General features: G+C 49.8%; 24 protein-coding genes and 1 riboswitch. Of the genes, 13 read left to right on the forward strand and 11 right to left on the reverse strand.

The genetic code is table 11. The annotated features are described in order from the left end of the window. Positions 1-18: 18 nt before the first annotated feature. From ACES2G_RS06070 to ACES2G_RS06080, 3 genes are all read right to left on the reverse strand, one after another. Positions 19-873, reverse strand: a complete 855-nt coding sequence (locus tag ACES2G_RS06070) for a hypothetical protein (protein WP_374001563.1) — start codon at positions 871-873, stop codon at positions 19-21. 70 nt (positions 874-943) lie between these two features. Beyond that, positions 944-3,070 (reverse strand): response regulator, encoded by a 2,127-nt coding sequence (locus ACES2G_RS06075; protein ID WP_347356940.1) that lies wholly within the window; start codon positions 3,068-3,070, stop codon positions 944-946. 33 nt (positions 3,071-3,103) lie between these two features. Further along, positions 3,104-3,820 (reverse strand): pseudouridine synthase, encoded by a 717-nt coding sequence (locus ACES2G_RS06080; RefSeq protein ID WP_347356941.1) that lies wholly within the window; start codon positions 3,818-3,820, stop codon positions 3,104-3,106. Positions 3,821-3,900: 80 nt separating this feature from the next. Here ACES2G_RS06080 and ACES2G_RS06085 point away from each other — a divergent pair, with 80 nt between their 5' ends. The 3 genes from ACES2G_RS06085 to ACES2G_RS06095 all read left to right on the forward strand — a co-directional run bounded on the left by ACES2G_RS06085 (position 3,901) and on the right by ACES2G_RS06095 (position 6,891). Then, positions 3,901-4,590: a glycerophosphodiester phosphodiesterase gene (locus ACES2G_RS06085; RefSeq protein WP_374001564.1), complete on the forward strand. Its 690-nt coding sequence runs from the start codon at positions 3,901-3,903 to the stop codon at positions 4,588-4,590. Positions 4,591-4,646: 56 nt separating this feature from the next. Further along, the gene (locus tag ACES2G_RS06090; RefSeq protein ID WP_347356943.1) at positions 4,647-5,927 is read left to right on the forward strand and encodes an aminotransferase class I/II-fold pyridoxal phosphate-dependent enzyme; all 1,281 of its coding nucleotides are present in this window, start codon (positions 4,647-4,649) and stop codon (positions 5,925-5,927) included. Positions 5,928-6,045: 118 nt separating this feature from the next. After that, entirely contained in the window at positions 6,046-6,891 is an 846-nt protein-coding gene (locus tag ACES2G_RS06095; protein WP_374001565.1) for a trypsin-like serine protease, read from the forward strand. On the opposite strand, the gene ACES2G_RS06100 is transcribed toward ACES2G_RS06095, so the two are convergent. Beyond that, positions 6,888-8,960, reverse strand: a complete 2,073-nt coding sequence (locus ACES2G_RS06100; protein WP_374001566.1) for a TonB-dependent siderophore receptor — start codon at positions 8,958-8,960, stop codon at positions 6,888-6,890. The genes ACES2G_RS06095 and ACES2G_RS06100 overlap by 4 nt on opposite strands. Before the next feature lie 29 nt (positions 8,961-8,989). After that, positions 8,990-9,091, reverse strand: a riboswitch (TPP riboswitch). Between the two features lie 122 nt (positions 9,092-9,213). On the opposite strand from ACES2G_RS06100, the gene ACES2G_RS06105 reads away from it, so the two are divergent. Beyond that, positions 9,214-10,269, forward strand: coding sequence for an SAM-dependent methyltransferase (locus ACES2G_RS06105; protein ID WP_347356947.1), 1,056 nt, complete (start codon positions 9,214-9,216; stop codon positions 10,267-10,269). Positions 10,270-10,271: 2 nt separating this feature from the next. Here the strand turns inward: ACES2G_RS06105 and dbpA are convergent, their stop codons facing one another. Further along, positions 10,272-11,657, reverse strand: coding sequence for an ATP-dependent RNA helicase DbpA (gene dbpA, locus ACES2G_RS06110; protein ID WP_347356948.1), 1,386 nt, complete (start codon positions 11,655-11,657; stop codon positions 10,272-10,274). A 121-nt stretch (positions 11,658-11,778) separates the two neighbouring features. Here dbpA and ACES2G_RS06115 point away from each other — a divergent pair, with 121 nt between their 5' ends. The 3 genes from ACES2G_RS06115 (at position 11,779) to ACES2G_RS06125 (ending at position 14,287) form a co-directional block, all read left to right on the forward strand. Next, complete coding sequence (locus ACES2G_RS06115) at positions 11,779-12,624, forward strand: S1-like domain-containing RNA-binding protein (protein WP_347356950.1); 846 nt, start codon at positions 11,779-11,781, stop codon at positions 12,622-12,624. A gap of 293 nt (positions 12,625-12,917) precedes the next feature. Then, positions 12,918-13,262 carry an RNA-binding protein gene (locus tag ACES2G_RS06120; protein ID WP_347356951.1) on the forward strand — a complete coding sequence of 115 codons (345 nt, stop codon included), beginning with the start codon at positions 12,918-12,920 and terminating at the stop codon, positions 13,260-13,262. A gap of 464 nt (positions 13,263-13,726) precedes the next feature. After that, positions 13,727-14,287, forward strand: coding sequence for a hypothetical protein (locus tag ACES2G_RS06125; RefSeq protein WP_374001567.1), 561 nt, complete (start codon positions 13,727-13,729; stop codon positions 14,285-14,287). Here the strand turns inward: ACES2G_RS06125 and ACES2G_RS06130 are convergent. Beyond that, on the reverse strand, positions 14,281-14,829 hold the full coding sequence (locus ACES2G_RS06130) for a hypothetical protein (protein WP_374001568.1): 549 nt from the start codon (positions 14,827-14,829) through the stop codon (positions 14,281-14,283). The two genes, ACES2G_RS06125 and ACES2G_RS06130, sit on opposite strands and share 7 nt — an antisense overlap. A 191-nt stretch (positions 14,830-15,020) precedes the next feature. On the opposite strand from ACES2G_RS06130, the gene ACES2G_RS06135 reads away from it, so the two are divergent. Next, entirely contained in the window at positions 15,021-15,179 is a 159-nt protein-coding gene (locus ACES2G_RS06135) for a superoxide dismutase family protein (protein WP_374001569.1), read from the forward strand. 1 nt (position 15,180) lies between these two features. Here the strand turns inward: ACES2G_RS06135 and ACES2G_RS06140 are convergent, their stop codons facing one another. Further along, positions 15,181-15,939: a murein L,D-transpeptidase catalytic domain family protein gene (locus ACES2G_RS06140; protein WP_374001570.1), complete on the reverse strand. Its 759-nt coding sequence runs from the start codon at positions 15,937-15,939 to the stop codon at positions 15,181-15,183. A 542-nt stretch (positions 15,940-16,481) separates the two neighbouring features. Here ACES2G_RS06140 and ACES2G_RS06145 point away from each other — a divergent pair. Next, complete coding sequence (locus ACES2G_RS06145) at positions 16,482-16,847, forward strand: VOC family protein (RefSeq protein ID WP_347357967.1); 366 nt, start codon at positions 16,482-16,484, stop codon at positions 16,845-16,847. A 356-nt stretch (positions 16,848-17,203) separates the two neighbouring features. After that, the gene (locus tag ACES2G_RS06150; RefSeq protein ID WP_374001571.1) at positions 17,204-17,515 is read left to right on the forward strand and encodes a hypothetical protein; all 312 of its coding nucleotides are present in this window, start codon (positions 17,204-17,206) and stop codon (positions 17,513-17,515) included. Between the two features lie 9 nt (positions 17,516-17,524). Here the strand turns inward: ACES2G_RS06150 and ACES2G_RS06155 are convergent, their stop codons facing one another. After that, a complete protein-coding gene (locus ACES2G_RS06155; RefSeq protein ID WP_347357969.1) occupies positions 17,525-18,865 on the reverse strand; it encodes a TolC family protein in 1,341 nt (446 codons plus the stop codon). Between the two features lie 252 nt (positions 18,866-19,117). Here ACES2G_RS06155 and ACES2G_RS06160 point away from each other — a divergent pair, with 252 nt between their 5' ends. Next, complete coding sequence (locus ACES2G_RS06160) at positions 19,118-19,483, forward strand: STAS domain-containing protein (protein ID WP_347357970.1); 366 nt, start codon at positions 19,118-19,120, stop codon at positions 19,481-19,483. A gap of 17 nt (positions 19,484-19,500) precedes the next feature. After that, a complete protein-coding gene (locus ACES2G_RS06165) occupies positions 19,501-20,145 on the forward strand; it encodes a cytochrome b/b6 domain-containing protein (RefSeq protein WP_374001572.1) in 645 nt (214 codons plus the stop codon). Between the two features lie 54 nt (positions 20,146-20,199). Here the strand turns inward: ACES2G_RS06165 and ACES2G_RS06170 are convergent, their stop codons facing one another. The 3 genes from ACES2G_RS06170 to ACES2G_RS06180 form a co-directional block, all read right to left on the reverse strand. After that, a complete protein-coding gene (locus ACES2G_RS06170) occupies positions 20,200-20,943 on the reverse strand; it encodes a hypothetical protein (protein WP_347357972.1) in 744 nt (247 codons plus the stop codon). Between the two features lie 139 nt (positions 20,944-21,082). Further along, entirely contained in the window at positions 21,083-22,888 is a 1,806-nt protein-coding gene (locus ACES2G_RS06175; RefSeq protein WP_374001573.1) for a DEAD/DEAH box helicase, read from the reverse strand. 174 nt (positions 22,889-23,062) lie between these two features. After that, positions 23,063-23,884, reverse strand: coding sequence for a hypothetical protein (locus tag ACES2G_RS06180; protein WP_374001574.1), 822 nt, complete (start codon positions 23,882-23,884; stop codon positions 23,063-23,065). Between the two features lie 212 nt (positions 23,885-24,096). Here ACES2G_RS06180 and ACES2G_RS06185 point away from each other — a divergent pair, with 212 nt between their 5' ends. Then, on the forward strand, positions 24,097-25,728 hold the full coding sequence (locus ACES2G_RS06185; protein WP_347357975.1) for an ABC-F family ATP-binding cassette domain-containing protein: 1,632 nt from the start codon (positions 24,097-24,099) through the stop codon (positions 25,726-25,728). The last annotated feature ends 39 nt before the right edge of the window (positions 25,729-25,767 follow it).

Raw genomic sequence — 25,767 nt, forward strand, 5'->3', positions numbered from 1 at the left:
GCCCCTTTTCTTTTTGTCTTAGCGGGCGCATTCCTGCAGCAACTTTTCACAGCGATCGATGATCGTAGCTCGGATCTTGTCCCGATGTTCCATAAATTCAGGCAGCTTCGTTGTCTGGACAATCTTATACAGACTGATGGTGCGGACCAGATCAATCAGGCGCTGTTTCTGAGGCCCTTTTGACAGGGGATATTTTGGGATCTCGATGTTTTCTGAAACCGCCTGCAATACAGCTTCAGTCCAGTCGATTTCCGTCTGGGTCAGATAGATCGTTGGAACGAAGCCACTTTTTTGCAAAGCCTTTTCTTCGCTTTGAATCTGCGTCTGCAGCCAGCGCAGTTCACTGACGATCTTGTTCAGTTCGGCATCGTACTGTTTTCCGAAAAGCCCAAAGACGGTCTTCTTCCAAGCGGCACAGAAGTCCTCGAATTCAATGTTTTCGGCTTTTTCAAAAAAAGGCGGGTGCGTGATGTAGTGCAAAGTTTTAGTTAGCACATCCATCGAGATCACGGCACTTTCGGTTTTGTACCCCACGCGCATCAGATTGTGTGCCCAGTTTGCCAGACTTAGCACTGAATGGTTACTGACGCTGGCGGTGCGAAAGTTCAAGTGGAAAGAGGCAAAGATCGAACTGTGCATAGGACGCTCCAGCACTCGATCCAGTTCGCTTTTGCGGCGGTCCTGTTTGGGCATCGCGAAGAAATGATCCAGATGATCAGAAAACTTCTCAAAGCTCTCAGTCCACAGATTTTCCTGCTGGCAGGTTTTATACAATTGGAAAGCTTTTGCCGGATTGGGTTCGGCCTCGTCCAGCAGGGCATTGATCTTTTCTTCAATCAGTCGTGGAAAGTTCTGCCAAAGCTCTTTGATCATAGACCTTAGTTTAGCATGAAGTTTTTCCAGAAGTGGGAATCTGTTTTTTGTCGAAATTTTTGACGATTTCCTAGGTGCGGACCCGAGTCAGAATCTCGTTAAGCAGGTTCATATCCACAGGCTTGCTCAGGTATCCATCAAATCCGTTCGTCAGGCAGCGGGTTTGGCCTTCCACACTGGCTTGAGCGGTCAACGCTACGATCGGCTGGCGATAGCCTTTTTCGCGAAGCTGGGAGGTCGCTTTATAGCCGTCCATCACCGGCATTTTAAGATCCATCAGGATCACATCATAAGGGCGGGCCAAAGCCTTACTGACAGCTTCTTGCCCGTTCTCTGCGGTTTCCACCGCAGCTTCCTGACGTTTCAGGTAACGGGTCATCAGGGCGCGCAAATCTTCAGAGTCATCAACGACCAGAACGTGGCGATCTTTCAGGAAGCCTGTTTCCTTGGCCAGCTTGATACGTTCCTGCATTTGCATTTTTGTGGGGGTTGGAGAGATCAGCTTCAGATTTTGTACTTTTCCAAGCTTCAGTGAGAACTCAAAGGTGCTGCCCTGGCCGGGGGCAGAGTGCAAAAGGTAAAGCTCACCACCCATCATCTTGGCCAGGCGCTCGGAAAGAGCCAGCCCCAAGCCGGAACCCTGCAGACGTTGGACTTCCGCGCTTTCTCCGCGCACGAAGGGCTGGAACAAGTTTCTTTGCGTGGCCGCATCCATGCCCATGCCTGTGTCCGAGACGGTGATGGACAGCGTGCCCTCCATTTCGATGTTGGTGGAAAATGCCACGCGTACGGTGATGGTTCCTTCGCGTGTGAACTTAACTGCGTTCGAAAGCAGATTGATCAGCACCTGACGAAAGCGCACGGAATCTGACAGGATGGTTTCCGGAATCTGTGTATCGTAGTAGATCTGCAGATGATGTTTTTCTTCTTCCAAAGCCGAGCGGATGACTGAGATGGAGTCTTCCAGTTCGTGCATGGGATTCATGGGTGCTTTCTGAATATAGAGGCGGTTGGTTTCAATTTTTGAAAGATCCAGAAGATCGTTCACCAACGAGGCCATAAAGTTGCCCTGACGATAGATGGACTGAACATCGCGACGGCTTTGGTCGTCCAGGGAAGGGTTGCGCAACAAAGTTTCTGCAAAACCCACGATGGCCGCTAATGGTGTGCGAATCTCATGGCTGGCATTGGCAAGTAAAATGGATTTGGCATTGTTGGCGGCTTCATGCAGATCGCGTTCGCGGCGCAGGTTTTCTTCATTGCGTTTGGTGGTGATATCCCAGGCGATGCCAGTGGCGCGATAAGGCTGGTTTTCAGCGTTGCGATAGAACTTTCCGCGAAGGGCAATATGACGATCCTGATTGTTGATGTCTTTGATCAGGGCTTCCGCATCCAGATCGGTGATGGTATTGAGCGATTCTTCCAAAATGGTTTTTAGTTGGCTGATCCCCTCGGGAAACAGGCTGGAGTTTCCCTCGCAGTGGACCGAGTCATTGGGGATGTCCCAGTCCCAGCTAAGCGCATCTGAAGATGCCATCGACATGCGCAGGTGCTCTTCATTTTTTTGCAATTTGGAATCTAAAGTAAGAAGTTGAACCAAAGCAATGTGCAGATTCTTGCCTATGATCACCATCAAAAAACAGTACAAGACGATCAAGCTGCCCACGGGAATATGATAGGGAAGATCAGAAAAAATATATCCAAGCCCCCAGAAGGCCATCGCCGGAATAACAACACAGGCCATCGCGATCCAAGAAGAGACATAAGTGATCATGGCTCCGGCGGACATTGAACAAACCAGCAGAGCGGTGATGATCTGTTGAGCGGTGTCTCCGTAAGGTGCCAGCCAGCCAATTGTTCCCCAGCACAGACCTGAAATACCCAGAAGAATATACATGGAATAGAGCCAGAAGTGAGTTTGATGGATGTAGGTCAGAGAGTTTTTTATTTTATTCCAGCGTCGCAGAAAGGTCAGCCTGATCACTGCCGTTGCAAGTAGAATCGCGGCCCAGGCAATCAGATAAAAGTGCGCTATGTTGTCCCAGGCGATATAAACGTAAACCGAGGCGTTGGCGGCAATAGCGATAATGCCAGTGACATTTTGTTGATAGATCAGATCGACTTTGCGGATAGCAAGATCCAAAGATTCCTGATTGGTTTTATTCGGGGAATAAGTCTTTAGATCGTTTTTTGCCATTCGCTGCGATAGTACATTCAGGTCCGGGTGAACTCAAATTGCATCCAAGCCATGTTGGAAAAGCCTATGAATTCGCTCCCACTTTTCACAAGGGGGTGCCTGAATGGAAATTTTTTCGCCGCTCCAGGGGTGTTGAAGCTCAATGGCTGTGGCTTTCAGGCACAGTCCCTGAATTTGCAGGGTGTCGCGGAAGAAGCGATTGTGGTGAGAGTCGCCATGTTCGATATCGCCTAAAAGAGGATGGGCGATGCGGTCAAAATGGCGGCGGATTTGGTGCCAGCGGCCCGTGATGGGATGGACTTGTACCAGAGAATAGCGCGACGTCGGATATTTCTTCCCAACGGCAAATGGCAGTTCCACTTGCGCCAGGGTTTTGTACTGGGTTTGAGCTTCAACAATAATGCGTCCTTCGTCGGCCTCCAAAGGAAGTTCAATCATCCCTTCAGGTTCGACATAGCCTCGGATGACGGCCTGATAAGTTTTGTGCATCTGCCGTTCGGCGAAAAGGCGGTTGAGCTCGCGGGCCTTATCCCGTGACATCGCAAAAAGCAGAACTCCGCTGGTCGGCGCATCCAGACGGTGCACCGGGATGACATCTTTTTTCATCATCTTGCGCAGATGATAAAGACAGATCTTTTCTTTAGGCACCGGGTAGGGTGACAGTTCTGGTGGATGAACGAAAAAACCAGCGGGTTTGTCGATCGCAAAAAAATGTTCATCCTGATAAAGCAGGCGCAGCGGGGATTCCATAGGCGCGTAGATTAGGCGTTTTGTGATGTGAAAGCGAGAAAAATGTGGCGTAAAACGGACTCCTTTGCTTCAATAACGCCATGAAAATGATGGGTCATCGCGGGGCACGGGATCGTGCGCCGGAAAATACAATGCGATCTTTTGAGTTTGCTCTGCAGTCCGGAGTTCCGGCTGTTGAATTCGATATTCATGAAACCCGGGATGGCATTTGGGTGGTTCATCATGACGATACTTTGAATCGCACAACGACCTCCGAGGGCAAAGTCAGCTCCAGAACTTGGGCTGAGCTTTCTGAAGTGCGCACGAAGGAAGGTGATCCGCTTCCACGTCTGGAGCAAGTGCTGCAACTGTTTTTACAACGGCTTTCCTCCAGCACCGTGGAGCTGCAAATCGAACTGAAGTCCCAGGGGGACTATGGCCGGTTGGGCGAACTTTTGTGCCTTCACGGAAACATCGAAAAGATCACCGTGATTTCTTTCAATCATCGTTGGCTTTTGGATTTTAAAACACACAATCCACAGATAAGAACGACCTGTCTGCTGTTTGGACTTCCTAACAACCCGGTGGAAATCGCGAAGGCGGCAAAGGCCGACGGATTGTCTTTGAGTGTGAATTGGATCGATTCGCAGCTTGTCAAAGAATGCCATGCGGCGGGATTGACCGTCACAGCCTGGAACGCGAATGACACCGAAGTCTTCGGTAAGATGAAGGAAATTGGCGTGGACTATTTGGGGACGGATGTTCCCTTTACGGCTCTGCACTGGAATTAGAGCTTCCTTCCAATTAGAACATGTGCTCTAGTTGCAGTCATAAAAGTGGAGTTTTTATGACGAAGAAGAAGGCCGCCAAAGCGAAGTCACCGCGCACACAAGCTATTCACGGTGAGTTTTTGTCCAAATCCTGGGAGTTCTCTCACCATCTGATTCCTCCGATGACAGCTTCAACGACATTCCGTCTGGAGTCTTTGCAGCGAGGAGCTGAGGGATTTAGCACTTTCGGAGCGCCTTCAGATAAAGAGAAACCGATCTGGATCTATGACCGTTTGGAAGAACCGACAACAAAAATGCTGGAAGATCAGCTGGCTTTGCTGGAAAAGGGCGAATGCGCTGTCACCTTCGGCAGTGGTATGGGAGCGATTGCCTCTACGCTGATGTCGTTGCTGGCAAGTGGTCAGAAGGTTGTCGCACACAAAACTCTTTATGGATGCACGTACAGTTTGTTGACGAACTGGTTGCCTCGCTTCGGCATCCGTCATTCCTTGATGGATGTAAATGACTTCAAGGATCTTGAAGCCGAACTGGCGGACCCGACAACACGAGTGGTGTACTTTGAATCAGTTTCCAATCCTATTCTTGAAATTGCAGATCTGGAAAAGATCACGGCCTTGGTGAAGGCGGCCAACAAAAAACGTTCCAAAGACGAACGCATTTACACTGTGGTGGACAATACCTTCCCAACACCTTGGGCCTTGCGCCCGATTGAATGGGGTGTGGATTTCGTCATTCAAAGTCTGACGAAAAATATTTCCGGCTTTGGAACAGAAATGGGGGGCGCGGTGATCGCTCCGAAATCCCACGAAAGTCAGCTGCGTGTGGCACGCAAAGATTTTGGTGCGATCATTCATCCGTATTCGGCATGGCATATTCTGGTTTACGGTATTTCCACGCAGGCCATTCGTTTTGAACAGCAGCAGGATTCGGCTTTGGCTGTCGCAAAATTCCTGGAAAGTCACCCGAAAGTGGAAAGTGTCACCTATCCGGGATTGAAAAGTCATGATCAGTACAAGCTTGCAAAAAAATATCTGAAATCCCCGGAAGGAAAGTTTGCTCCCGGAACGATGATTTCATTCAAGCTCAAAGGTGACATGAAAAAGTGTCAGAAATTTGTCGATGATATCGCGACCAATTCTTATGCGATCACGTTGGCGGTCAGCCTTGGTCTGACAAAAACGCTGATTGAGGTGCCGGGCTTTATGACTCATTCCGCGATTCCAGATGACAAGCGCGGGCACAGCGGCATTGATCCACGCGCCATTCGCCTGAGCATCGGTTTGGAAAATGTCATGGATATTATTGGTGACCTGACAGAGGCTCTTAAAAAGATTTAAGGCTGACGGCGGTATGAACTTTCTACCGTCCATTTTTTTGACAGGTAACTATCCTTAGCGGGCAAAGCGGATCTTGAGGTATTCTTCCGGGAATGTGTTCCCGTTCGGAGGAGACCCTGTGAGATCCGCAAAGTCTGTGCTTTCATTATTGTGCTTTTGGCTTGCGGCTTGCTCTTCTCAAAATACATCTTCAATTGCAAAATTTGAAACGGCTATCATTGGTGGCGAAGCAGCCCTGGAAAGCGATTTGGTGACCCGTTCCACGGTGTCTTTGATCGCTGATATTGGCGGAATGCCGGTGTCCGTTTGCACCGGTGTTTTGATTTCACGCAATCTGATTTTAACAGCGGCTCATTGTCTGGTCGATTTTGAGCGAATGCCTGTGACGGTTTATTTTGGGGCGACTTTGCCTGTGACCATGCAGGACCCGGGATTTGTTGGGGTTGCTGAATCCACCTTTCACAATCAATACCATCGAGTCAAAGACGGCTGGGGTCGCTATGTTACAAGCCTCAACGATATTGGGCTGATCAAGCTGGCGGAAGAAGTTCCTGCGGCGGCTGAGCCTGTGGCAATCCTGGATCAGGGGCCAGAGCTTCAGCAAGGGACACAGTTTCTGTTGGCTGGCTTTGGGATTATCAATGAACTGGGTAAGGCCCAGTCGGCGACGGGGCTGAATAAGACCCGTGTTCCCTTTGTCAGAAGGGAAGGATCTGTCTTGGTGGCGGACCACAGCGCTGGACAGGGGGCTTGCCGTGGGGACTCTGGTGGACCGGCGTTCTTGGAAACATCACAAGGTCTTATGCTGGCGGCCGTGACCCGCGGGGCTCATGCAGGGTCACCGAACTGCCGGAATTTTGGTGAATACACCAGTGTGTCTTACCATAAACAGGCGATCTTGGAGCTGGCGCTGCAGATGGGGGCCGAGGCCCCGCAGTTTAAGACAGTGCCCAGCGCCGATTAAAGATGCGTCTGTAACGACAAAGTCACCAATCGTTCCATTCCCGGATACAAATAGATATGTCCGTATTGAGTCGGGGATTCCTTCCAGTATTTTTGATCCGTCACATTTTCTACAGACAGACGAACGAGAGTCGCTTTGTCACTGGGGCCGAAGTGATAGCTGCTGCCAACATCCCAGCGAGTCCACGCTTCAAGCATGATGGAGTTATCTGCTGTGACAGCGCGATCACCCTCATAAGAAAGACGAGTGTCCACACTGAGACCCGGCACCGAGGTCAGATGATAAACCCCTTGAACTCGCAATGTGTGATCAGGCAGGTTGACGGGGCGCTTGCCATTGATGGATGGATTCAGGACGCTGTCTTTTCTTGAAGCATGCAGCCACATGCCTGAAGCCCCCAGTTCGACCTGTTGCCATTTTTTTTGTAGATCCAGCTCCAGTCCCTGATGCAAGGCTTTGCCATCAATTTGAAAAGCAGGGCGCTGATCTTCCACCGTGGGGCGATCAATCTGGAAAGCGGCCAGGCCCCAGGTCAAAGTGTCCTGAGTTCTGCGCAGGCCGAGTTCAAACTGTTTGCTGATCACGTCAGGCACAAACTGACCGGGATGAGTATAGCCGTTGCGGTTTGGAATGACGTAGGTTTCGACTCCTTCGCCGTAACTGACATAGGTCAGAAGTTCGTCAGAGATTTGATAGGACAAAGCTGCCCATGGCAGCACGAAATTTTCCCGGAAATTTGTTACCCGCGATCCGTCTGTACGAATACTCCTTCGCTGGATATCATTGATGCGAGCACCCAGCCATCCTCTCCAGGCTCCGAAGGTGGCGGTATCATAAATAAAGAACTCGCTGACAGAGGATTCTCGGTTGGTGTTTTCATCATTTAAAGCTCCGTTGCCGGGCAGTTGTACGCTGCCATCGACCTTGCCAATCCCAACAAAGTTATAGGCCTGTTTTTCATAGTTTTCCTGCATTTTCGTGCCGACATATCCGACATTGAGCTGATGAGCGACGGGCCCGGTTTGGGTTTGCAGTTGCAGCGCAGTTCTTGCGGCTTGAGTATCTCGGCGCTCGTTGTCGCTGCGGAAATCATAAAGATCAAACGTGCCATCCGAACAATAGCGATCAAAGTTATTTTCGGCAGAACATCCATACGGGTAAGCCAGGCGGTCATCCGTCTGCAAGTTTTGGATACCGACCGTGGTCACCCAAGTCAGATGACTGTTCAACTTTTGTGTCCAGCGCAGGGTGGCGGTCAGTCCTTCGAATACGACAGGCTTGGACCAGGATTGGTTGTTTAGATTCAATCGTGGGTCTTGCACGGCAGGCAGCGTATTTCCCAAAAGGCTGAAAGCCGCTTGTGTGGGTTGAGAGCGGCGGGACCATTCGATGTCTGATTCCAGCAAGGAAGTTGAAGACGCTCGCCAGTCGTTGGCAAGACTTAATAAAGACCTTGTGCCCTCGGAGTTGTCAATCGGCGGGCGCAAGTTTTCGTGGGCAACATTCAGGCGATAACCAAATTGTTCAGCTCCGGCAATGCGGCCACTGGCATCAGCTCCCAGCAGCCAGTTGCCTTCCGAACTGATTTCCGTGTTGAGTTTTAACAGACGCTTTTCTGTGGGACGTTTCACAACATAGTTGATCATCCCCCCGGGAGAAGCCGAGCCGGCCTGCACGGAGCTTAAGCCCTTCAGAACTTCAATGCGTTCTTTGTTATCCAGCGGAATCGAAGTCTGTGCATTGATCGGCAGGCCTTCGCGCAAGAAGTTGTAGCGGTTGTCCAAAGTAAACCCGCGGATCGAAATAAAATCCCAATATCCAGAGGCGTTGTAGCTGTCCGTGACCGAGGCATCAATCAGCGTGATGTCTGACAGGCGATGCACACGTTGGTCTTGCAGTTTTTGAGAGGAAATCACCCGAGCAGATAAAGGAAGCGCGGGATAGGGGACTTCAAAACCGGGCGACTCCAGGGACGTGTCCTGGTCTTGAACCGTGATGGTGTCGATGTCATCGGCTCCGGCTGTAAAGTGAGTGAAAAGTGTTGCCAGTATTAACAGTGATTTTTTCATAGCCTTCCCTTAATAGGGAAGGTGAGCGCAGGTGTCTGCTTCAGCTTCCCTGCGCGAGCATTATCTCTATCAGGTTCAAAGGGTTATTCTCAGCCGGGACTTTTTCGGTCCCAACACCCCTAGCGTTCGGGAGCTTTATGGGCCATGGCCCCCATGGGAGTCAAATCTTTTTTGGTTTCACAAGTTTTGCTAAAACTTGGCGTTATTTTTAGGAATTCCGTTCCTTTCCAGGAACTCATGCTAAGCTTTATGAATGACGCTGAATCAAAAGTTACTGCTTTCATTTCTTAAGATTCCCCCCAAAGGTGAACTTCCCTGGGGTGATCTGAACGCCGAGGAAAAGGCCGCCTTTTATGTGGATCTGACTTTTCTGGAATCGGCGATCAGGTTTATGCAGGATGAACAGTGGCTCTTATCCAAACAGACAGACTTCAGCGAACAGTATCAGAATTTTCTTCAAAACATTTTCTCTTCAAACCTTCTCTCTCTCCAGTATCTTCAGGAACCCCTTGGTCAGCTTGATGCCAAACAGTTAAAGTCGCTTGTAAAGAGCGCTGAAGAACAAGAACAGTCCTTTATTTTTCACATTCAGAATTCCCCGGTAGACGAGCAAAAGCGGTTCATGGCACGCGCTTTGAGTTTGATGGTGCAGGTGTTTCAGTATGAACATGTTCTGCTTCAAGGGGGTAATTCCAGAGCTCGTTCGCTGGCATTTTCCTTGTACCGTACCTTCGATGGCTTGGATCAGATTTTCGGGTTGGACTATTCAGCCGATGTGGGGATGAAGACAGATTTGACGATTAATGAAAGACTTTATGAAGGGGCGGGGTTAGGAGTTCAATCGTCCTATTCGACACTTTTAACGGCATTGAGAGAGATCAATCCTTCCGAAGGTTGTCGGTTTATTGATTTGGGCTCTGGATATGGCCGCGTGGGTCTGGTCATTGGGTTCTTAAGGCCGGATATCGATTTTGTTGGCTATGAATATGTTCAGCATCGTGTGGATATATCAAACACTTCGACGGCCAAGTTCGGCCTGGAAAGTAATGTTCATTTCTATACTCAGGATCTGGCGGAAAAGAGTTTTAAAATTCCGGAAGCGGAAGTTTATTATCTGTATGATCCCTTCAGTAAAGAGACCTATCTGCATGTCCTGAATCAGTTGATCGAATTTTCCCGCCATCGCCGTATTGTCATCGTCACGAAAGGCAATGCCAGGTTGTGGCTGCAAGAAGTGGCCGAGCGCGAAGCCTGGCCCCCAGGTCGGGAATTCGATTTGGGGAATCTGGCTATCTTCACCAGTCGCTAGACTTATTTGACGAATTTGACCTGAAACTTTTGGCCTTTGATGCGACCGTCGCGCAACTTCTGCAAGGCCGTATCGGCCATTTTGTTAGAAACCGCCACGTAAGAGATCTTGTCCTGAATCTCGATTTTGCCGACCTCAGTACCCGCAATTCCCGCATCACCCGTCAGGGCCCCCAGAATATCCCCGGGACGAAGTTTGTCTTTGCGACCACCGGAAATAGACAGAGTCCTCATCGGTGCTTCACGCAGATTTTTGTTCAGGCCATACTGGTTTTTGAATCCCAGAGAAGGACGTTGGAATTTTCCGCCGGTGGCCTCGCTGAAGGCCGTCAGTTTCAGGGTGTCTTTGGGGTGTGCCAGGGTCACGGCCACGCCGGTTTTTCCTGCACGACCTGTTCGGCCAATGCGGTGAACGTAAATCTCCGGGCTTAGTGGCAGGTCGAAGTTGATCACCAGCTCCAGATGATCAATATCCAAGCCACGCGCAGCTACATCCGTCGCCACCAGAATACGATGGGACTTGTTGCGGAACAAAGCCATCACGCGGTCGCGTTCGCGCTGTTCCATGTCTCCGTGCAAAGCCCCAGCCGGAACTCCTTGTTGGGTCAGAAGGTCCGCTAGCGTATCGACGGCGATTCTGGTATTGCAGAAGACGATGGTGGAATCAGAAGGGTGCTGCTGCAACACACGCAGGAGCGTATTAGCTTTGTCATCGTCTTCGCAGTCATAGACAAGCTGTTCAATGGCGTTGGACTCTTCTTCCTCGATGATCACCGGGGTGACATGTCGTTGATATTTACGACTCAGATGCTCGATGGATTCCGGGAAGGTCGCAGAGAAAAAGACTGTTTGACGGGAGCCGGGAAGGTCGCTCATGACCGTTTTGATTTCATCAGCAAAGCCCATGTCCAGCATCTTGTCGGCTTCATCCAGGACGACTGTTTTTACTGCTGAAAGGTCCACACGGTTGCGTGTGACAAAGTCAGCGACACGGCCGGGAGTTCCCACCGCAATCTGCACCCCATTTTCCAAAGATTGAACTTGTTCACGACCGGATTGGCCTCCAGTCAAAGAAAGCACCTGAAGACCCGGAAGACGGCGTCCCAGTTTGCGAATTTCTCCAACAACCTGGGTTGCCAGTTCGCGAGTCGGGCACAGAATAAGAGCTTGCAGGTAAGATTCCTCAATTTTGATTTTATTCAAAATAGGCAGAGCAAAGGCGGCGGTTTTACCACTGCCGGTTTTCGCCTGGCCAATGATGTCTTTACCCGCCAGCAGCAGGGGCAGGCTTTCCTGTTGAATCGGTGTCATTTCCGCGAAGCCCAGCTCTTGAAGAACTGTCAGGAGTTCTGACGAAAGGGGCAGGGATGAAAATTGATTTTCTGACACAGGAACCTCGATGAAAAATTGAAGTTATTCCTTAGCAGAATTTGCAAGGGGGGGCCAATAAAATGAGCCGGTAAGAAATAGATTCCCGAAAGGGGGCTTTTGTGGCATCACTGGCGTCACTATGGTGCAAATCGGTCAGATCAATAAGCTCAAAGTCATTAAACGCGCAGAATTCGGTGTCTTCCTTGATGGGGAAAACGATGGCGAAATTCTTTTGCCTCGCAGATACGTGCCGGAAAAATGTGAGCTGGGTGACGAAGTGGAAGTTTTCGTTTGCTTTGATTCGGAAGATCGCCTGATGGCGACGACGGAAATGCCGTTTGCCATGGTGGGCACCTTTGCCAATCTGCGCGTGAAATCTCTGGAGCGTGTCGGGGCCTTTCTTGATTGGGGGCTGCCAAAAGACTTGTTCCTGCCATTCAGCGAACAGACTCGTGAATTGAAAGTCGGCCAGTATGCGGTCGTGCATTTATATCTGGATAAGAGTGATCGCATTTCCGCTTCCATGCGTTTGGAGCGCTTTATTGATAAAGAGCCGGGAGCCTATGAAGCTGGTCAGGTTGTGGATCTGTTTATCGCTGCGAAAACGGATTTGGGTTATAAAGCCATCATCAACAATCGCCACTGGGGGATATTGTTTGGAAATGAAGTTTTCCAGCGCCTGGATTATGGGCAGAAGTTGCAGGGCTATATCAAGAATGTACGTGACGATGGCAAGGTTGATCTGACTTTGCATCAGCAGCAGCTGACCGGACATAAAGCGGCGGCAGGTATTGATGACAAGATTCTGGAAGCTCTGAAAGCGCGTGGCGGCTTCCTGCCAATCAATGACAAAACGGATGCTGAATTGATCTATGACCTCTTCGGAGTCAGCAAAAAGAAGTACAAAATAGCCCTGGGCGGACTTTATAAACGGCGATTGGTGACCATATCGGACGATGGTTTGCGCCTTGTTGGGCCAGCCTAGACCCTTAGGGGGAGTCTTTGTCGTGGAGCCCTTAAATTTGGCGGTTTTGCGATAATTTTACGTAAGTATATGATTTCATGAGCATTTGCTAAAATTTATGAAATCTTCCCTGTGCGGCCTGTCCCCATGGGGGTCATGAAAAACTGCACATTTACACAAAACCCATTTTAATTGTTTCACTTTTGCCCGGAAGTTCGCTAGAAATTCAGAAGAATTTAGTCTCTGGAGAGTTTTCGGGCATAGGGCCCAGGACCTCTTAAGAGCTTCCCAAAAGCAAATCTTAGGAGGTTTATATGGGTAAAAAAATCTACGTTGGAAATCTTTCTTATTCTTTGGATGATCAGTCTTTGGCTGATACTTTCGCTGAATTCGGTAACGTTGAATCTGCACGCATCGTGATCGATCGTGAAACTGGTCGTTCTAAAGGTTTCGCATTCGTTGAGATGTCTACTGATGAAGAAGCAGCAACTGCAATCGCTAAATTGAATGGCGTTGAGTTGATGGGTCGTGCGTTGAACGTATCTGAAGCTAAACCAATGGCTCCTCGTGAGAACCGTGGTGGCTTCGGTGGTGGTCGTGGCGGCGGCGGCGGTGGCCGTGGTGGCTTCGGTGGCGGTCGCGGTGGTAACCGCGGTTAATTTGAGATTTTCATCTTAAATTCCAAAGGGCAGGTTGATAAAACCTGCCCTTTTTTTATTCCTTTTGTCGAGATCTCAGACAAAAGACAGTTTCTCTAAAATTCCTCTGCGAATATGACCTCTCAACTCCTTAAAATTATTCTGCTCAGCAGTTCTTGTTGAGTGGCTTTGAAATTGCTTTTCCTAAAGGCAGTCAAGGAGGCCACAAGGGCAAAGCAAGGACTGTCATCTTTGCGATTCAGCACAAAATGTCAGAGTGAGGCGCAAGCCCATGCGTTGGATATGGCTCAGCGAAACTTCTTTGCTCACGACACTCTCAAGGCATGAAACTTTGGGTTCAGTGTTTTACGGGGCTGTCCGCGGGCTGAGCGGAGTCAAAAAGTATTGGCATCTTATTTGAAATAGTTTCTCTTAGTAGAGTCTTCTGGTGGCAATGAGGCCCCAGAGATCTTTAAGGGGGAATTATGATTCGACGCACACTTCTAGCAGCTTTTTTCCTTTTGATTTCTTATCAATCCAAGGCCGCACAAGTTGGTTTTGTTGAAACTGCAGGGAATGCGTGTGAATCGACTCCGGGCCGCTATGACCTGCAATCCGCAGGAGAGGGGCGTGTCGTTATCCCGTCCGGTCTTTATGTGAAGAAAGAAGAAAGCAGTCGCATTGCGCGAGGAACCTGCACCTTTGCTCTGACCTTGCAGGCAGAGCGAGGGAAAAAGATCATCGTGAAAGACAGCCGCCAGCTTTTAAGTCTGCGAGCTTACCCTCTGAACACCAAAGTACGTGCAGAGCTTGAAATCTTCAAGGCGGGTGCTCAAGGAGCGAAACAAAGCTTAGAGGTTCAGTCCACTGAGACGGCGGAAAAGCTCACTCAATATCTGGGACAGCAGGATGTGATTGTGGAAACGGCCTGCGGAGGCTCTGAAATCCTGCGTGGAAATCTTTCTGCAACCATCATGGGTGAAGGCAAGGCTCGCGCCTTTGCAAAAAACCTGACATTGGAGATAGAAGAAGTCAGCTGTCAGTAAGCCTCACACCACGGTCGAGGTGTAATGACCTTGGTGATTTCATTGGCCCGCATATAGAGAAACTCAGGTCCCACCGATAAACGCAGTCTTTCCCGGCGTTGAGAAATGCGCGAAACGGTGCGGATCTGACCGTATCCCAATCCGTCAGTCACAACCGCGCCAGTCATTCCCTTTAAATTCCATTTCACAGTTTTCCCTGCAATCGGATTGACGTCTGCATCCGTCAAGATAGTCGAAACGGTGCCTTCTGTATCACGACAGAGCAATCGGAAGTGCAAGACCACAAAGACCTCTTTGTGGCAGTCTTGATTTCGAGAATAGCCATAGCCGGCCTCGCAGGTGTTAAAGACTCTTTCGGTATATCCCAGGTTTTCAGATCCACGATCCAGTCCAAGGAAAGTTTGCAGAGCCACATAGTCGATCTTTGCCGATGCTGCAGGCTCTTCCGTCACCGTCACAGGAATTGTCGGGGAAGGTACTTTCTTAGGAGAGCTGCTGCATCCAACAAGAAGGCATACCAGGGCTGCGAAAATCCACTTCATAGACGTCACCTCAAAAATGATCTCCCAATAGGGTAGGCGAATTCTGGAAAATTACAAAGGGATCTATTTTGGATAAAGTGTAAAACTATTTTACCGTCAAAGAATTTTGGAGGGCCTATGTTTAAGTTCTTCAGTAAAAGTCTTGTGATGGAACGGCTCAGATCGATATCGTTAATCCGAGGGTGACGATCATGGCCGGGAGGAATTCAATTCTTGCCAGGGAAGGGACTTCGTTGGTGATTCATGCTAAAGCGGATGACTATCATACGCAACCCGCAGGCGGAGCGGGAGATCGCATCGCCTGCGGTGAGATCAAGTCACCACCGGAAACCAAACCGGTGATTAAATAATTTAATTCGCAAAGGCATAGATCAGGCTTCCCCCTTTGAGGAGGCCCACGACTTTGTCGCGCAGGTTGTTGGCAACCGCCGGGCAACCCCAACTGCGACCTTGAATCACGCTGGACTCACGAACATAGCTGGCACCGTGAATAACGACTGCACGGGCGCGCGCGTTGGAGTTGGTGCTGGAAAGACCATCCAACTTCAAAGACAAACCATGTTTGCCGTAATAGGTTTCCGCCGCACGATAGTAACCCAGGGAGCTGGCATTGGAGCCGGATTTGTTGCTGAACTTCTCTGCATAACCGTCATGATTGGAATCGGAACCTTTACCGTGTGCGGTGTGGATCGCCATGACCTCACCTGAGGACATATTGACGATGAAGAAACGGGCTTGGGTGGAACGTTTGCCGAAATCAATCAAAGAAATATACTTCTTGTTTTTGAATCGGGACTGATTCTTCTCAAAGTACAAAACGGCCTCGGCCAGCGCTTTGGTGTTAATCAAACGCTTGGGATCAAGATGGTCATACTTTTGCAAAATGGCGGCAGAGTCAGAAGCGTTTGCGTTTACTTCCACCATGGCGGTGTCTTCGGCTTCCACATCAGCTACGTCTGCGGTTTGATCGGTCATTTCAGTGTTGGGAAGGGTTTGTTCGGTTTCCGGGTCATCGGTAAGTTTTTCGGCGTTGCTATAATCCTGGCCTGAGCAGGCGGCAAGTGTCAGGAAAGTCGCGGCAGTAACGGAAAATTTGGTGATTAGATTCATTCATCCTCCATGATGAAGAGTTCAGTTCTTGGAAGGATGCTAGCTGACATGTGTTGAATGACGGAAAAATAGTTACGGCACCATAATTTTTAGGACCAAATACCAAGAGGAATATGGAGCAGACTCAGAATAATCTCTGCCAAAGTTCAGTGAACAAACACAGATTCGAATAGAAAGTCCTGCGTCGGCTTAAGAGACAGTAAGGTTGCGGGTTTGGGGTTTTTATTGTTTCGGGGCGGAGTAAGATGAAGTCATGAACTTGCGAAGAATGAAGTTAGAAATAACAGAAGCTCGCAAGGACAAGAGGACCGTGAACGGATCAAATGTTTGGTCCCTCGCTTAAAAAGGAGATGTAACGAGCCATATGTTTCTTAGATGAAAAAGATAGAGGTTGCTTTTCAGTGTCTCTGATCGAATTCAAACAAGAACATTTCGTTTGCTCCAGATCCTCTGTGCCCATGTGTTTTACACATGGGCATTATTTTTTTGCAGGCACGCTGGGGATTGCTTCCTATACTGGGTCTCAAAAAACAGGAGGAAGTATGAATATCTGCGGGTGGTTTGAAATTCCGGTGAGTGATATCGGGCGTGCGATGAAGTTTTATGAGCAGTCTTTCAGCGTAACCCTGAAAACCATGGAAATGGGGCCGACCAAGATGGCATCTTTTCCATGGCAGGATAAGGATCAGGGGGCGACCGGCGCGTTGGTGCAGGGGACAGGATATAAGCCGTCCCACAGTGGCAGCCTGGTTTATTTAAGCGTTCCGAGTATCGAAGATACCTTAAAGAAAATTGAGTCCAAGGGGGGCAAGACTCTTTCTCCGAAGCAAAGCATCGGAGAGTGGGGCTTTATTGCCACTTTTGAGGACTGTGAAGGCAATCGTGTGGCCCTGCATTCGATGAAGTAGGTATTGAAAGCCAATTAAAAGTTCACTACGGGATTCTTGCAAATCATGAGGGGCTTCAGTAGAAGTCCCCTCATGAAAACATTGATTCTATCTTCTCTTCTTTTCCTGTCCGTTCAGGCTTCTGCCGTGCAAAAACGGAGCCTTCACGGGGCGCTATACGGGTGACTTGTTTATCAACGACCTCGATGTGCTTGCTTATTACAATCTGGTCGGTACGTCCAAAGAGCCCGGTATTCTTTGCGAAGCTCACTAGCGGTCATAGTTCTTCCATAATTTGAGTTCCCGTCTTGAAGCGGGATTTTTCCACTGTACCTCCATATTTCCCTCTTAACCTGAATGCGAAATAGGAGGTCGTCATGACTTTAAAACAGGCCCACAAAACCGTATTTGCCCTGACTGTATTGTTGTCTCTGACATTTATGGGGGTTCAAGCATCTGCCCAACAGCAGAAATCCCGCGAAGCGATGAAAGAGGCTTTCCGTGCCTGTAGCGAGGAGCTGGGCATTGAGCGGCCGGAGGCGGGGCAGCGCCCTCAGGCTCCTGACGAGGAAACTCGCGCTAAGATGGATGCCTGCTTGAAGGAAAAAGGATTTGAACCGCCTGTGAAGTTTGGCCATGGGCCCGGCGGTCATGATGAGCAAGGACGCCCTACAGAGGGCGTCCGCTAGGACGCAGGCTTAGTTGCCGCAGACCTGATCCAGGGTCACTTGGTCTTTATCAGGATTGAAGATACGACCCAAGCGGCCTTTGATGCCACCGGAGCTGCGGCGTTCGATTTCACAACTGTCCACTTTCGCAAACTGATCAGAAATCATCAGACGGTGCAGACTGACACGCAAAGTGTTGAGCGCCGTCTGAGCTTTAACTTTGGTCATAATGGAGTTCGTCAGCTTGTTGGCGGCATCCAAAACGTGCATGAGGTCTGTCATGCCCACATTGAAGCGCAGAACTTCCGCTTCATAAACTTTTACCATATTAGCATGCGCCTGAACGGAAGCACCGTATTGTCTTTGGGCTTCAATCAAAGCGCCCAATGTGACTTCCACCAGATTGGCCTGCTCGAACTGCAATTCTTTCTTACGCAGACGCAGTTGTTCGATGTTCAGGTTGCTGATCTTCAAAGACGGGAAGTAAGCAAAACCAAAATTCACGGAACCGGTTTGCTGAAGGTCTCCGAAGGAACCATTGGAACGTGTCGCCCCCAAAGAGCTGCCACCCAGGAAGCTGAAAGCTTTGCTCCATTTAGCCACTTGAGCCGCCAGGACCATAGAGTTCATTTGTTTGTTTTCCGGGGACTTCTCAAAGATCTGATTCAACATATCTTGTGGAGACCAGTTTTCAGCCGGAGACGCCGTCACAGCCGCAGGTTGGAACACGATTTCAGCAGTCAGTGGCAAGCCCAGCAGTTCACGAACGGCGGCCTTTTCACGACGGATCAGCTCATCCACCTGGGAAACCTGAACCAACGCCATTTGAGTTTGCGCTTGTGCTTGCAGGTAGTCTTCTTTGCGGATGATACCCAGCTCTGCCGGAAGGCGAAGTTGTTCTTCGATACCTTTCATGTTTTCGTATTGAACCTGCAGGGCATCGCGAAGTTCCATGTCACCCAGAATCGTCATGTAGATGGAATACGCAGATGAATAGCCGTTCAGTTGAGCGATGTAGTAGGAGTTCCCCTGCGCACGCAGAAGGTGGGCGCTTTCTTTTAGATCCAGCCAGTTACTTGGCATCAGGAAAGGCAAAAGGAAGGAAACTGAAGTCAAAGCGAAGCTCGGTCCGCTGGAGATCACGGCGCCCAGGTTTACAGATGGCAGCAGGTTGCCACGGGCCACGTTTACTTTTTCTTTGGCTTGATAAACTTCGTTCAGGGAGATGGCGATTCCGACATTGCGCTCAAGGTACATGCGACGCAATGATTCCGGGTTGATGGTCACAGGTCCCGCTGGAACTTTAGGTGCAGCAAAAGCACCGGATGCAGACACAAAGAAGGCAAGCAATAGCGCCGTTAGAACTTTCATGAAACCCCCCATAAAAACAAGCACAGAAAGATTTATTGGGGGGGCGTCTCCTTGTCAAACGGAGTGTTGTAAGGACCCCAAAATAGAGTGAAAACTCCGGTGGAATCGAATTAAAACGCTTTCCAGAACGGGGCTCGGGTCCGCAGCGGTATTTTGCCTCAAGTTGATCACTCCCTCACCTAAAGGTTTGATCCCGGACGAGCTATGGTAAAATGGGAGCCAATCAGGAATTCGATTTCTAGGAGTTGTACGTTGGAAGATCAGAAGTCGTTTCAATATAGCTTTAATCAGCGCAATAACATGCTGGTGGTTTCCTTTTCCGGGGAGATCAGCACACCGGTTTTGGCGGCTTTGGAAGCCTGTCGTCAGGAGCTGTTGTCAAAATCTGAAGTGCGTTGCGTGGTTCTGTACTTTCAGGATGTCGGGTCCATCAGCACAGACGCCATCCCGTGGTTGGCGCAGGTGCAAAGGGACATTCGTCTGAAACCGGCTGAAGTCCGGCTGTGTGCTTTGCCCGGAGCCTTGCGAGAACGCCTGGTTCGCATGGGCGTGGTCCGAGGGTTGGAGGTTGCTGATGATCTTAAGTCAGCACTTTTGTCTTTCAGTCGTGCGGCCTGACATGATATCGTGAGCGCATGAATTCATATAGCTTTAAAAAATATCAACCGGCGGGTCTGCGCCTGTGGCACTGGCTGAATGCTTTGGCCATCTTGGGTCTGTTGGGCACTGCGTTTTTACGTAAAACCTTCTTAAGTTGGCGTGGGAATGCCGCCTTGATTGAACAAAAAATTCAAGCGGCGGGCGGAAGCATCACGCCAGAATTGGCTAAGGATATCGCCGTTGGTATTCGCACACCGATGTGGGACTGGCACTATGTTTTGGGCTTCACCTTGGGCGGCCTGCTGGTGGTGAGGATTCTGGTCGGTATTTTTTCAGTCAAATCCTGTCCCGCAGCCCATGCTGTGAAAGCCACTTGGAATCTTTCTAAAGTTCCTGCTGCAGAAAAAGCCAATGCGGTTCATTATGCTTTGGTTCGCACGGGCTATGCGCTGTTTTATCTGGTCACTGCTTTTATGGTTGTTTCGGGACTGGTCATGTACTTCAAGGACTCGTTGGGGTTGGATAAGGCCGTGATCAATCCCATCAAGGAAGTCCATGAACTCTCGATGTGGTTCTTTGTTGTTTTCGTTGTGGGCCATCTTGTCGGGGTTGTTATCGCAGAGTTACGTCATGACCAGGGGTTGGTTTCTGATATGATCCATGGTGGGAAAAAAGAATAAGACTTTTACGGACACAAAATAAAAAAGGCGTCGGCAGAAACCGGCGCCTTTTTTTTATTTGCAGATGGAAAGCCCGCGAACGACTTTTTGAATCTCCAGATACTTCTGACCACGTCCTTGAGGGCGCAGCACATCCCAGTAGGACTTACGGCTGAAGAGCTTACCATCACGACGAAGCTGATCGTCCATCATGTGCAGGGTGCAGTTTAAAGTGGTCTCTGGTGTTTTGGAATCACCTTTGTTGCAGCCGCCAGAATAGTTTTGCTCTTTCCCGCTGTGCAGTTGGATCACGCCAGCCAAGCGTCCGTTAGGGCCTTGGGCTCTATTCATGCGAGGGTCTGTGCCACAGGTGGATTCACCAATAGCCATAACATTGATAATAGCGATCCAGATGATTTTTTTCTCAGAGCTTTTCAAGGAACCGTAAGACGGGCAGACCTTGCGCAGGTCATCCGTGCCTTCAAACAGATAGGCAAAGTCATTGGCGTTCAAGTTTTTGGAAATGGATTTGCCCCATTTGCCCAGACCGGTTTCACTGACAAAACTAGAGCACTCTTGACCCAAATTCCGAGTTTGATTGTAACGGAACAGATCAAGATAAGATTGGTCTCCGCCGACGGAGCTTCTTAATTGACGAAGTTGATCCACGGTTTCCGACGAAGCGCCCATACAGGACGCCGATGTGCATGGAGCCGCAGCACCATCTCGTTGGTACAGGCTTCCGCCGCTCGTTGATACTTTTGCCGAAGCCTGTGCGGCCGTCAGCAAGAATGCGAGTGTAAATAGCAATCGTTTCATAAAGTCTCCGACATTACTGCAAAGCAAGCATGATGCCGAGATCTCAAAACGAAATGAGGAGACTCTTGGAGTCTCCTCATGTTCATTTCTAATACACTGTAATGCCGAAACTGCGCTGTCTCACAATGAGACGGGCGTGTTAGTCGCGGAACTGGCGCTTTGGAGCACGCTGACGTTTGATGCCACTGTGATCACGACGTTCGGGAGAGAACCCACCACCACGCTCGCTGCGCTCAGAGCGTTCCGCACGTTCAGTGCGAAGAGGACGCTCAGAACGTTCGGCACGCTCAGTTCTTACTACCGGGCGTTCAGTGCGTTCCGGGCGGTCTGCGCGCTCTAAAGAGCCTTCTGTGCGTGGAGCAGAACTGCCACCACGGAAGCTGGCGCTGGCGCCGCCACTTGAATTGGAACGGAATCCACGGCCGCCACCATTGTCACGGCGACCACCACCGAATGGGCGGCGTGCACGGAAGTCATCACGGTCGCCATCGTTATTGTCACGACCACGGCTGAAACGGTTGTCTTTCGGATCACGCGGCAAAAGTTCGCGCGGAACACGGTCGCCCATGTAGTCCAGCATCAGATCTTTTTTCACGAACACGTTCGGGAAGTAAGCTGCGATGAAACGACCCAAAAGCTCTTCTTTGGAAAGGTCTTTGAAGTTGATGTCTTCAGCCTGGATCAGATCCTGGATCAGGTCCATCGCCAATTGCAATGGCACGGATTCAGAGTCCATGGTGCTGACTTTATCCATAACATCTTTGATTTTAAGACCAGCCACTTCATCAGCGGATGGAACTACACCTTTGGTCAAAACCGCTTTCGTGTTTTGCATCACACGGCGAAGAAGAGTCAGTTGCTCTGGATTTACCAAGGTGATCGCTGTTCCTTTTTGACCGTTACGGCCGGTACGACCGATACGGTGAACATAGGATTCAGAATCCCAAGGCAAAGAGTGATTCACAACGTGAGTCAGATCCTTGATATCCAAACCACGGGCTGCAACGTCCGTTGCCACGATGACTTTCACGTGACGCTGTTTGAATTTCTTCAAAGTCGCTTCACGTTCCTGCTGGGATTTATCACCATGCAGAGAGTCTGCCGGGAAACCACGTTGAGTCAGGATGTCTGCAAGCTCGGCCACTTCCATTTTCGTCTGGCAGAAGATGATGCCATAGAATTCCGGAGCTGTTTGCAGCAAACGTGCAATGACTTCAGTCTTATAGGAGTTTTTAACTGTGTAGTAAATCTGCTCGATGGTGTCAGCCGTGCCACCCACTTTGTTCACTGATACAGTTTCAGGATTCTCAAGGTAAGTGGAAGTCAAACGGCGAACTTCGGAGGACATGGTTGCAGAGAACAACCAAGTACGGCATGCCGCACGAACAGAATCAGAATCATCCGGTTGAGTCGCGGAAAGGATTGTTTCCAAAGCTTCTTTGAAGCCCATGGAAAGCATTTCGTCGGCCTCATCAAGGACAACAGTTTTCACGCTTTGCAGTTTGATCATTTTTTGCTCAAGGAAGTCCACCAGACGACCTGGAGTTGCCACAACGATGTGCGCACCACGTTTGATGCCGTCGATTTGTGTGCGGTAAGAAGCGCCACCGTAGATAGTCACTACGCGAACGCCTTTTTTCTTACCCAGCAAAGTCAGTTGTTCTGCCACTTGCAGAGCCAGCTCACGAGTCGGGCTAAGAACCAAAGCTTGTGTGTCTTTCGTTGTGCTGTCGATATTTTCAATCAGTGGGATACCGAAGGCAGCAGTTTTACCTGTACCTGTGGATGCCAGACCGATGAAGTCGTTGGCACCAGCCAGCAGAATCGGCAATGCCTGACGCTGGATCGGAGTTGGAGTGGTGAAACCCATGTCTGCCATCGCAGCCATCACAGGCGCACTCAGTCCAAAGTTTTCAAAATTATCTACGGTTGTCAGAGGAGTCATTAGAGACCTTTCAGGTAATGGAAGTGGTCTCAAATAAAAAACACCATATGTGCATTGATACCGCACTGTTTGCGGTAGATCCAAGCCCACTTCTAAAGATGCGCCAAGATAGTCGATCTTGGCGCCAAAAGCTTTATAAATTTTTAATTTTTCCCAAAATGCTAGAATAATGAACTATTTGCATAAAGGAAGGGACTTCACAATAGAGGCGATGTTGTTGATTTGTTGGTACTTTCCACCGGATTTGATCACTGCCCAATACACCCCTGAACTTACGACAATCCGGCCTTTGCTTTTGATCTGGGCTGCCATGATGCCGACCCCGCAGTGCAGGTTGATGTAGGGATCCAAAATGGTCTTCTTTGGGTCCGTGGCAGAGAGGTTTTTATCCTTTTGCCAGTCAAACTTGCAATAGCGGGCCCATTGGACGTCCTGATAGGACAGCTGCAAAAGCCCCTCGGAATAAACCGGTTTCCCCGTGACGGGATCAGAGCCCATGGTGGTTTCGTGCATACGCGAAACGGGACTGTAGGCGCTCTCATATTTAGCTATCGCCACGAAAAGCTGGGCCCAGGCATTGGCGCGTTGGTTGTTGTCCAAAGAATTGTAGCGCGGGCAGAACGACGTGATGTCGTCGGCTCCTGGCAATAAACTGCTCCATTCGTTCAGGATGGTTTCTTGCAGGTACTCGGACCACTTGGTTCTTTCTGGATATTTGCTGCTTTCCCAGGCTAAGGCCTGCATTTTGTAACCCGGTTCCGGCTCTGGAGTGGGTGTTGGCGTCGGTGTTGGTTCGGGCGTTGTGCCGCCGGTATCGGTATTGCCATTGCCATCATCAGTCCCTGGATCAACAGCCCCAGTGCTGTTGTTATCATCCAGTGTGGTGCTGGGAAATTGGCTGGATTTTGAACAACCTGTGAACAGAACAACGAGCGAAATCAGCATGGCTGCGAATGTATTGTTTCTAATTGCATTGTGATTCTTTGTTGCGATCATGTGGAACCCCCGCTGGGCTAACAGAGCAAGGGCAGGACCATGTGAGGGGACTCTATGTTTGTCGAAGTGCTTGATATCCTTTGGACTTTTTAGAGAGAAAAATCGCGAAGTTGATCTTTTTTGTGTACACTCGGTGAGGTGCTCAAAAGGCAGGCATATTTTCTCAAAATTTTTGCAGCCTTAGGAAGTAAAAAAAGTTATACGAAGGGCCTATGATTCATTTATCGAATATCACCAAGCAGCAAGGTAACAAAGTTCTCTATCGCAATGGATCTTTCCAGATCAATGCCGGGGAAAAAATCGGTCTGGTCGGCCCTAACGGTGCCGGTAAAACCACCATCTTCCGCATCATCATGGGCGATGAGGGCATCGACGGTGGCACGATCTCCAAGTCTGATCGCACGGTGATCGGGTACTTCTCTCAGAACATTGAAGAGATGAAAGGCAAGTCCGCGATTGAGGAAGTTAAATCTGCGGTGGGCAACATCGGTGATATGCAGGTTCGTATGCAAGAGTGCGAAGCCAAGCTGGCGGATCCGGATCTGGATCCCGATGAAATGATGAAGATTCTGGAAGTGTATGGCGAGCTTCAAGGTGAGTTCGAGCGTTTGGGTGGTTACGATCTGGAATCCCGTGCTGCCGAGATCCTGACCGGTCTTGGTATCGGGCCGGACGACTATCATCGCCCGACAGAGAGCTTCTCTGGCGGTTGGAAAATGCGTATTGCTTTGGCAAAAATCCTGGCACTGAATCCTGAAGTCCTTCTGATGGATGAGCCGACGAATCACTTGGACGTGGAATCCATCGTCTGGCTGGAAGAGTGGCTGGTGAACTTCCCGGGCGCGATTTTGATGACAAGCCACGATCGTGACTTTATGAATCGCCTGGTTGGAAAAATTGTCGAGATCGCCAACAAAACCATCACGGTTTATGGCGGTAACTATGACTTCTACGAAAAAGAGCGCGATATTCGCAAAGAACAGCTGATCGCAGCGGCCAAACGTCAAGAGGACATGCTGGCGAAGGAAGAAGAATTCATTGCGCGCTTTGCAGCCCGAGCTTCTCACGCAGCGCAAGTTCAGTCGCGTGTTAAAAAACTGGAAAAAATTGATCGTATCGAAATTCCCGACGAGGAAGCTGAAATCAAATTTGAATGGCCGGTGCCACCACGGGGTGGGGACGAGGTCGTCAGGTTTGAAGGTCTGTCTAAAATCTGGAAGCGCGATGACGGCAAAGAGAAAATGGTCTTTTCTGGAGCCAATGCGTTGGTGAAACGCATGGACCGCATCGCCGTTGTCGGTGTGAACGGCGCGGGGAAATCCACGTTGCTGAAGATTATTGCCGGTCATGCCGACGCCACAGATGGAAAGTGTGCGTTGGGGGCTTCTATCAATGTGGGTTACTTCTCTCAGAACTCTCTGGATGTTTTGGATCCGAAGATGACCATCATCGACGAAGTTCATTCGCGCATTCCAAATGCGGGTTTGGGGACTGTGCGCAGTCTTCTGGGGGCGTTTAAGTTTTCAGGCGAAGAGGCGGAAAAGAAGATTTCCATCTTGTCCGGGGGTGAAAAATCCCGCGTGGTATTGGCCTGCATTCTGGCGCAGCCAGTGAATTTCCTGATCCTGGATGAGCCGACGAATCACTTGGACATCAAATCGCGCGAACTGCTTCTGGAAGCTATCAAGGACTTCCCGGGCACAGTGATGATCGTAAGCCACGATCGTCACTTCCTGCGTGCGGTGACAACGCGTGTGTTCGAGGTTGATAAAAACCAACTGCGCATCTACGAAGGCGACTACGAGTACTATCATCACAAAAAAGAGCAAGAGCTTCGCGGCTAAGGCTCTTCTTGCGGGCCTCTGTCTCGAAAGCAGACCAGG

The sequence above is a fragment of the Bdellovibrio bacteriovorus genome (genome assembly GCF_041888015.1).
GTDB lineage: Bacteria > Bdellovibrionota > Bdellovibrionia > Bdellovibrionales > Bdellovibrionaceae > Bdellovibrio.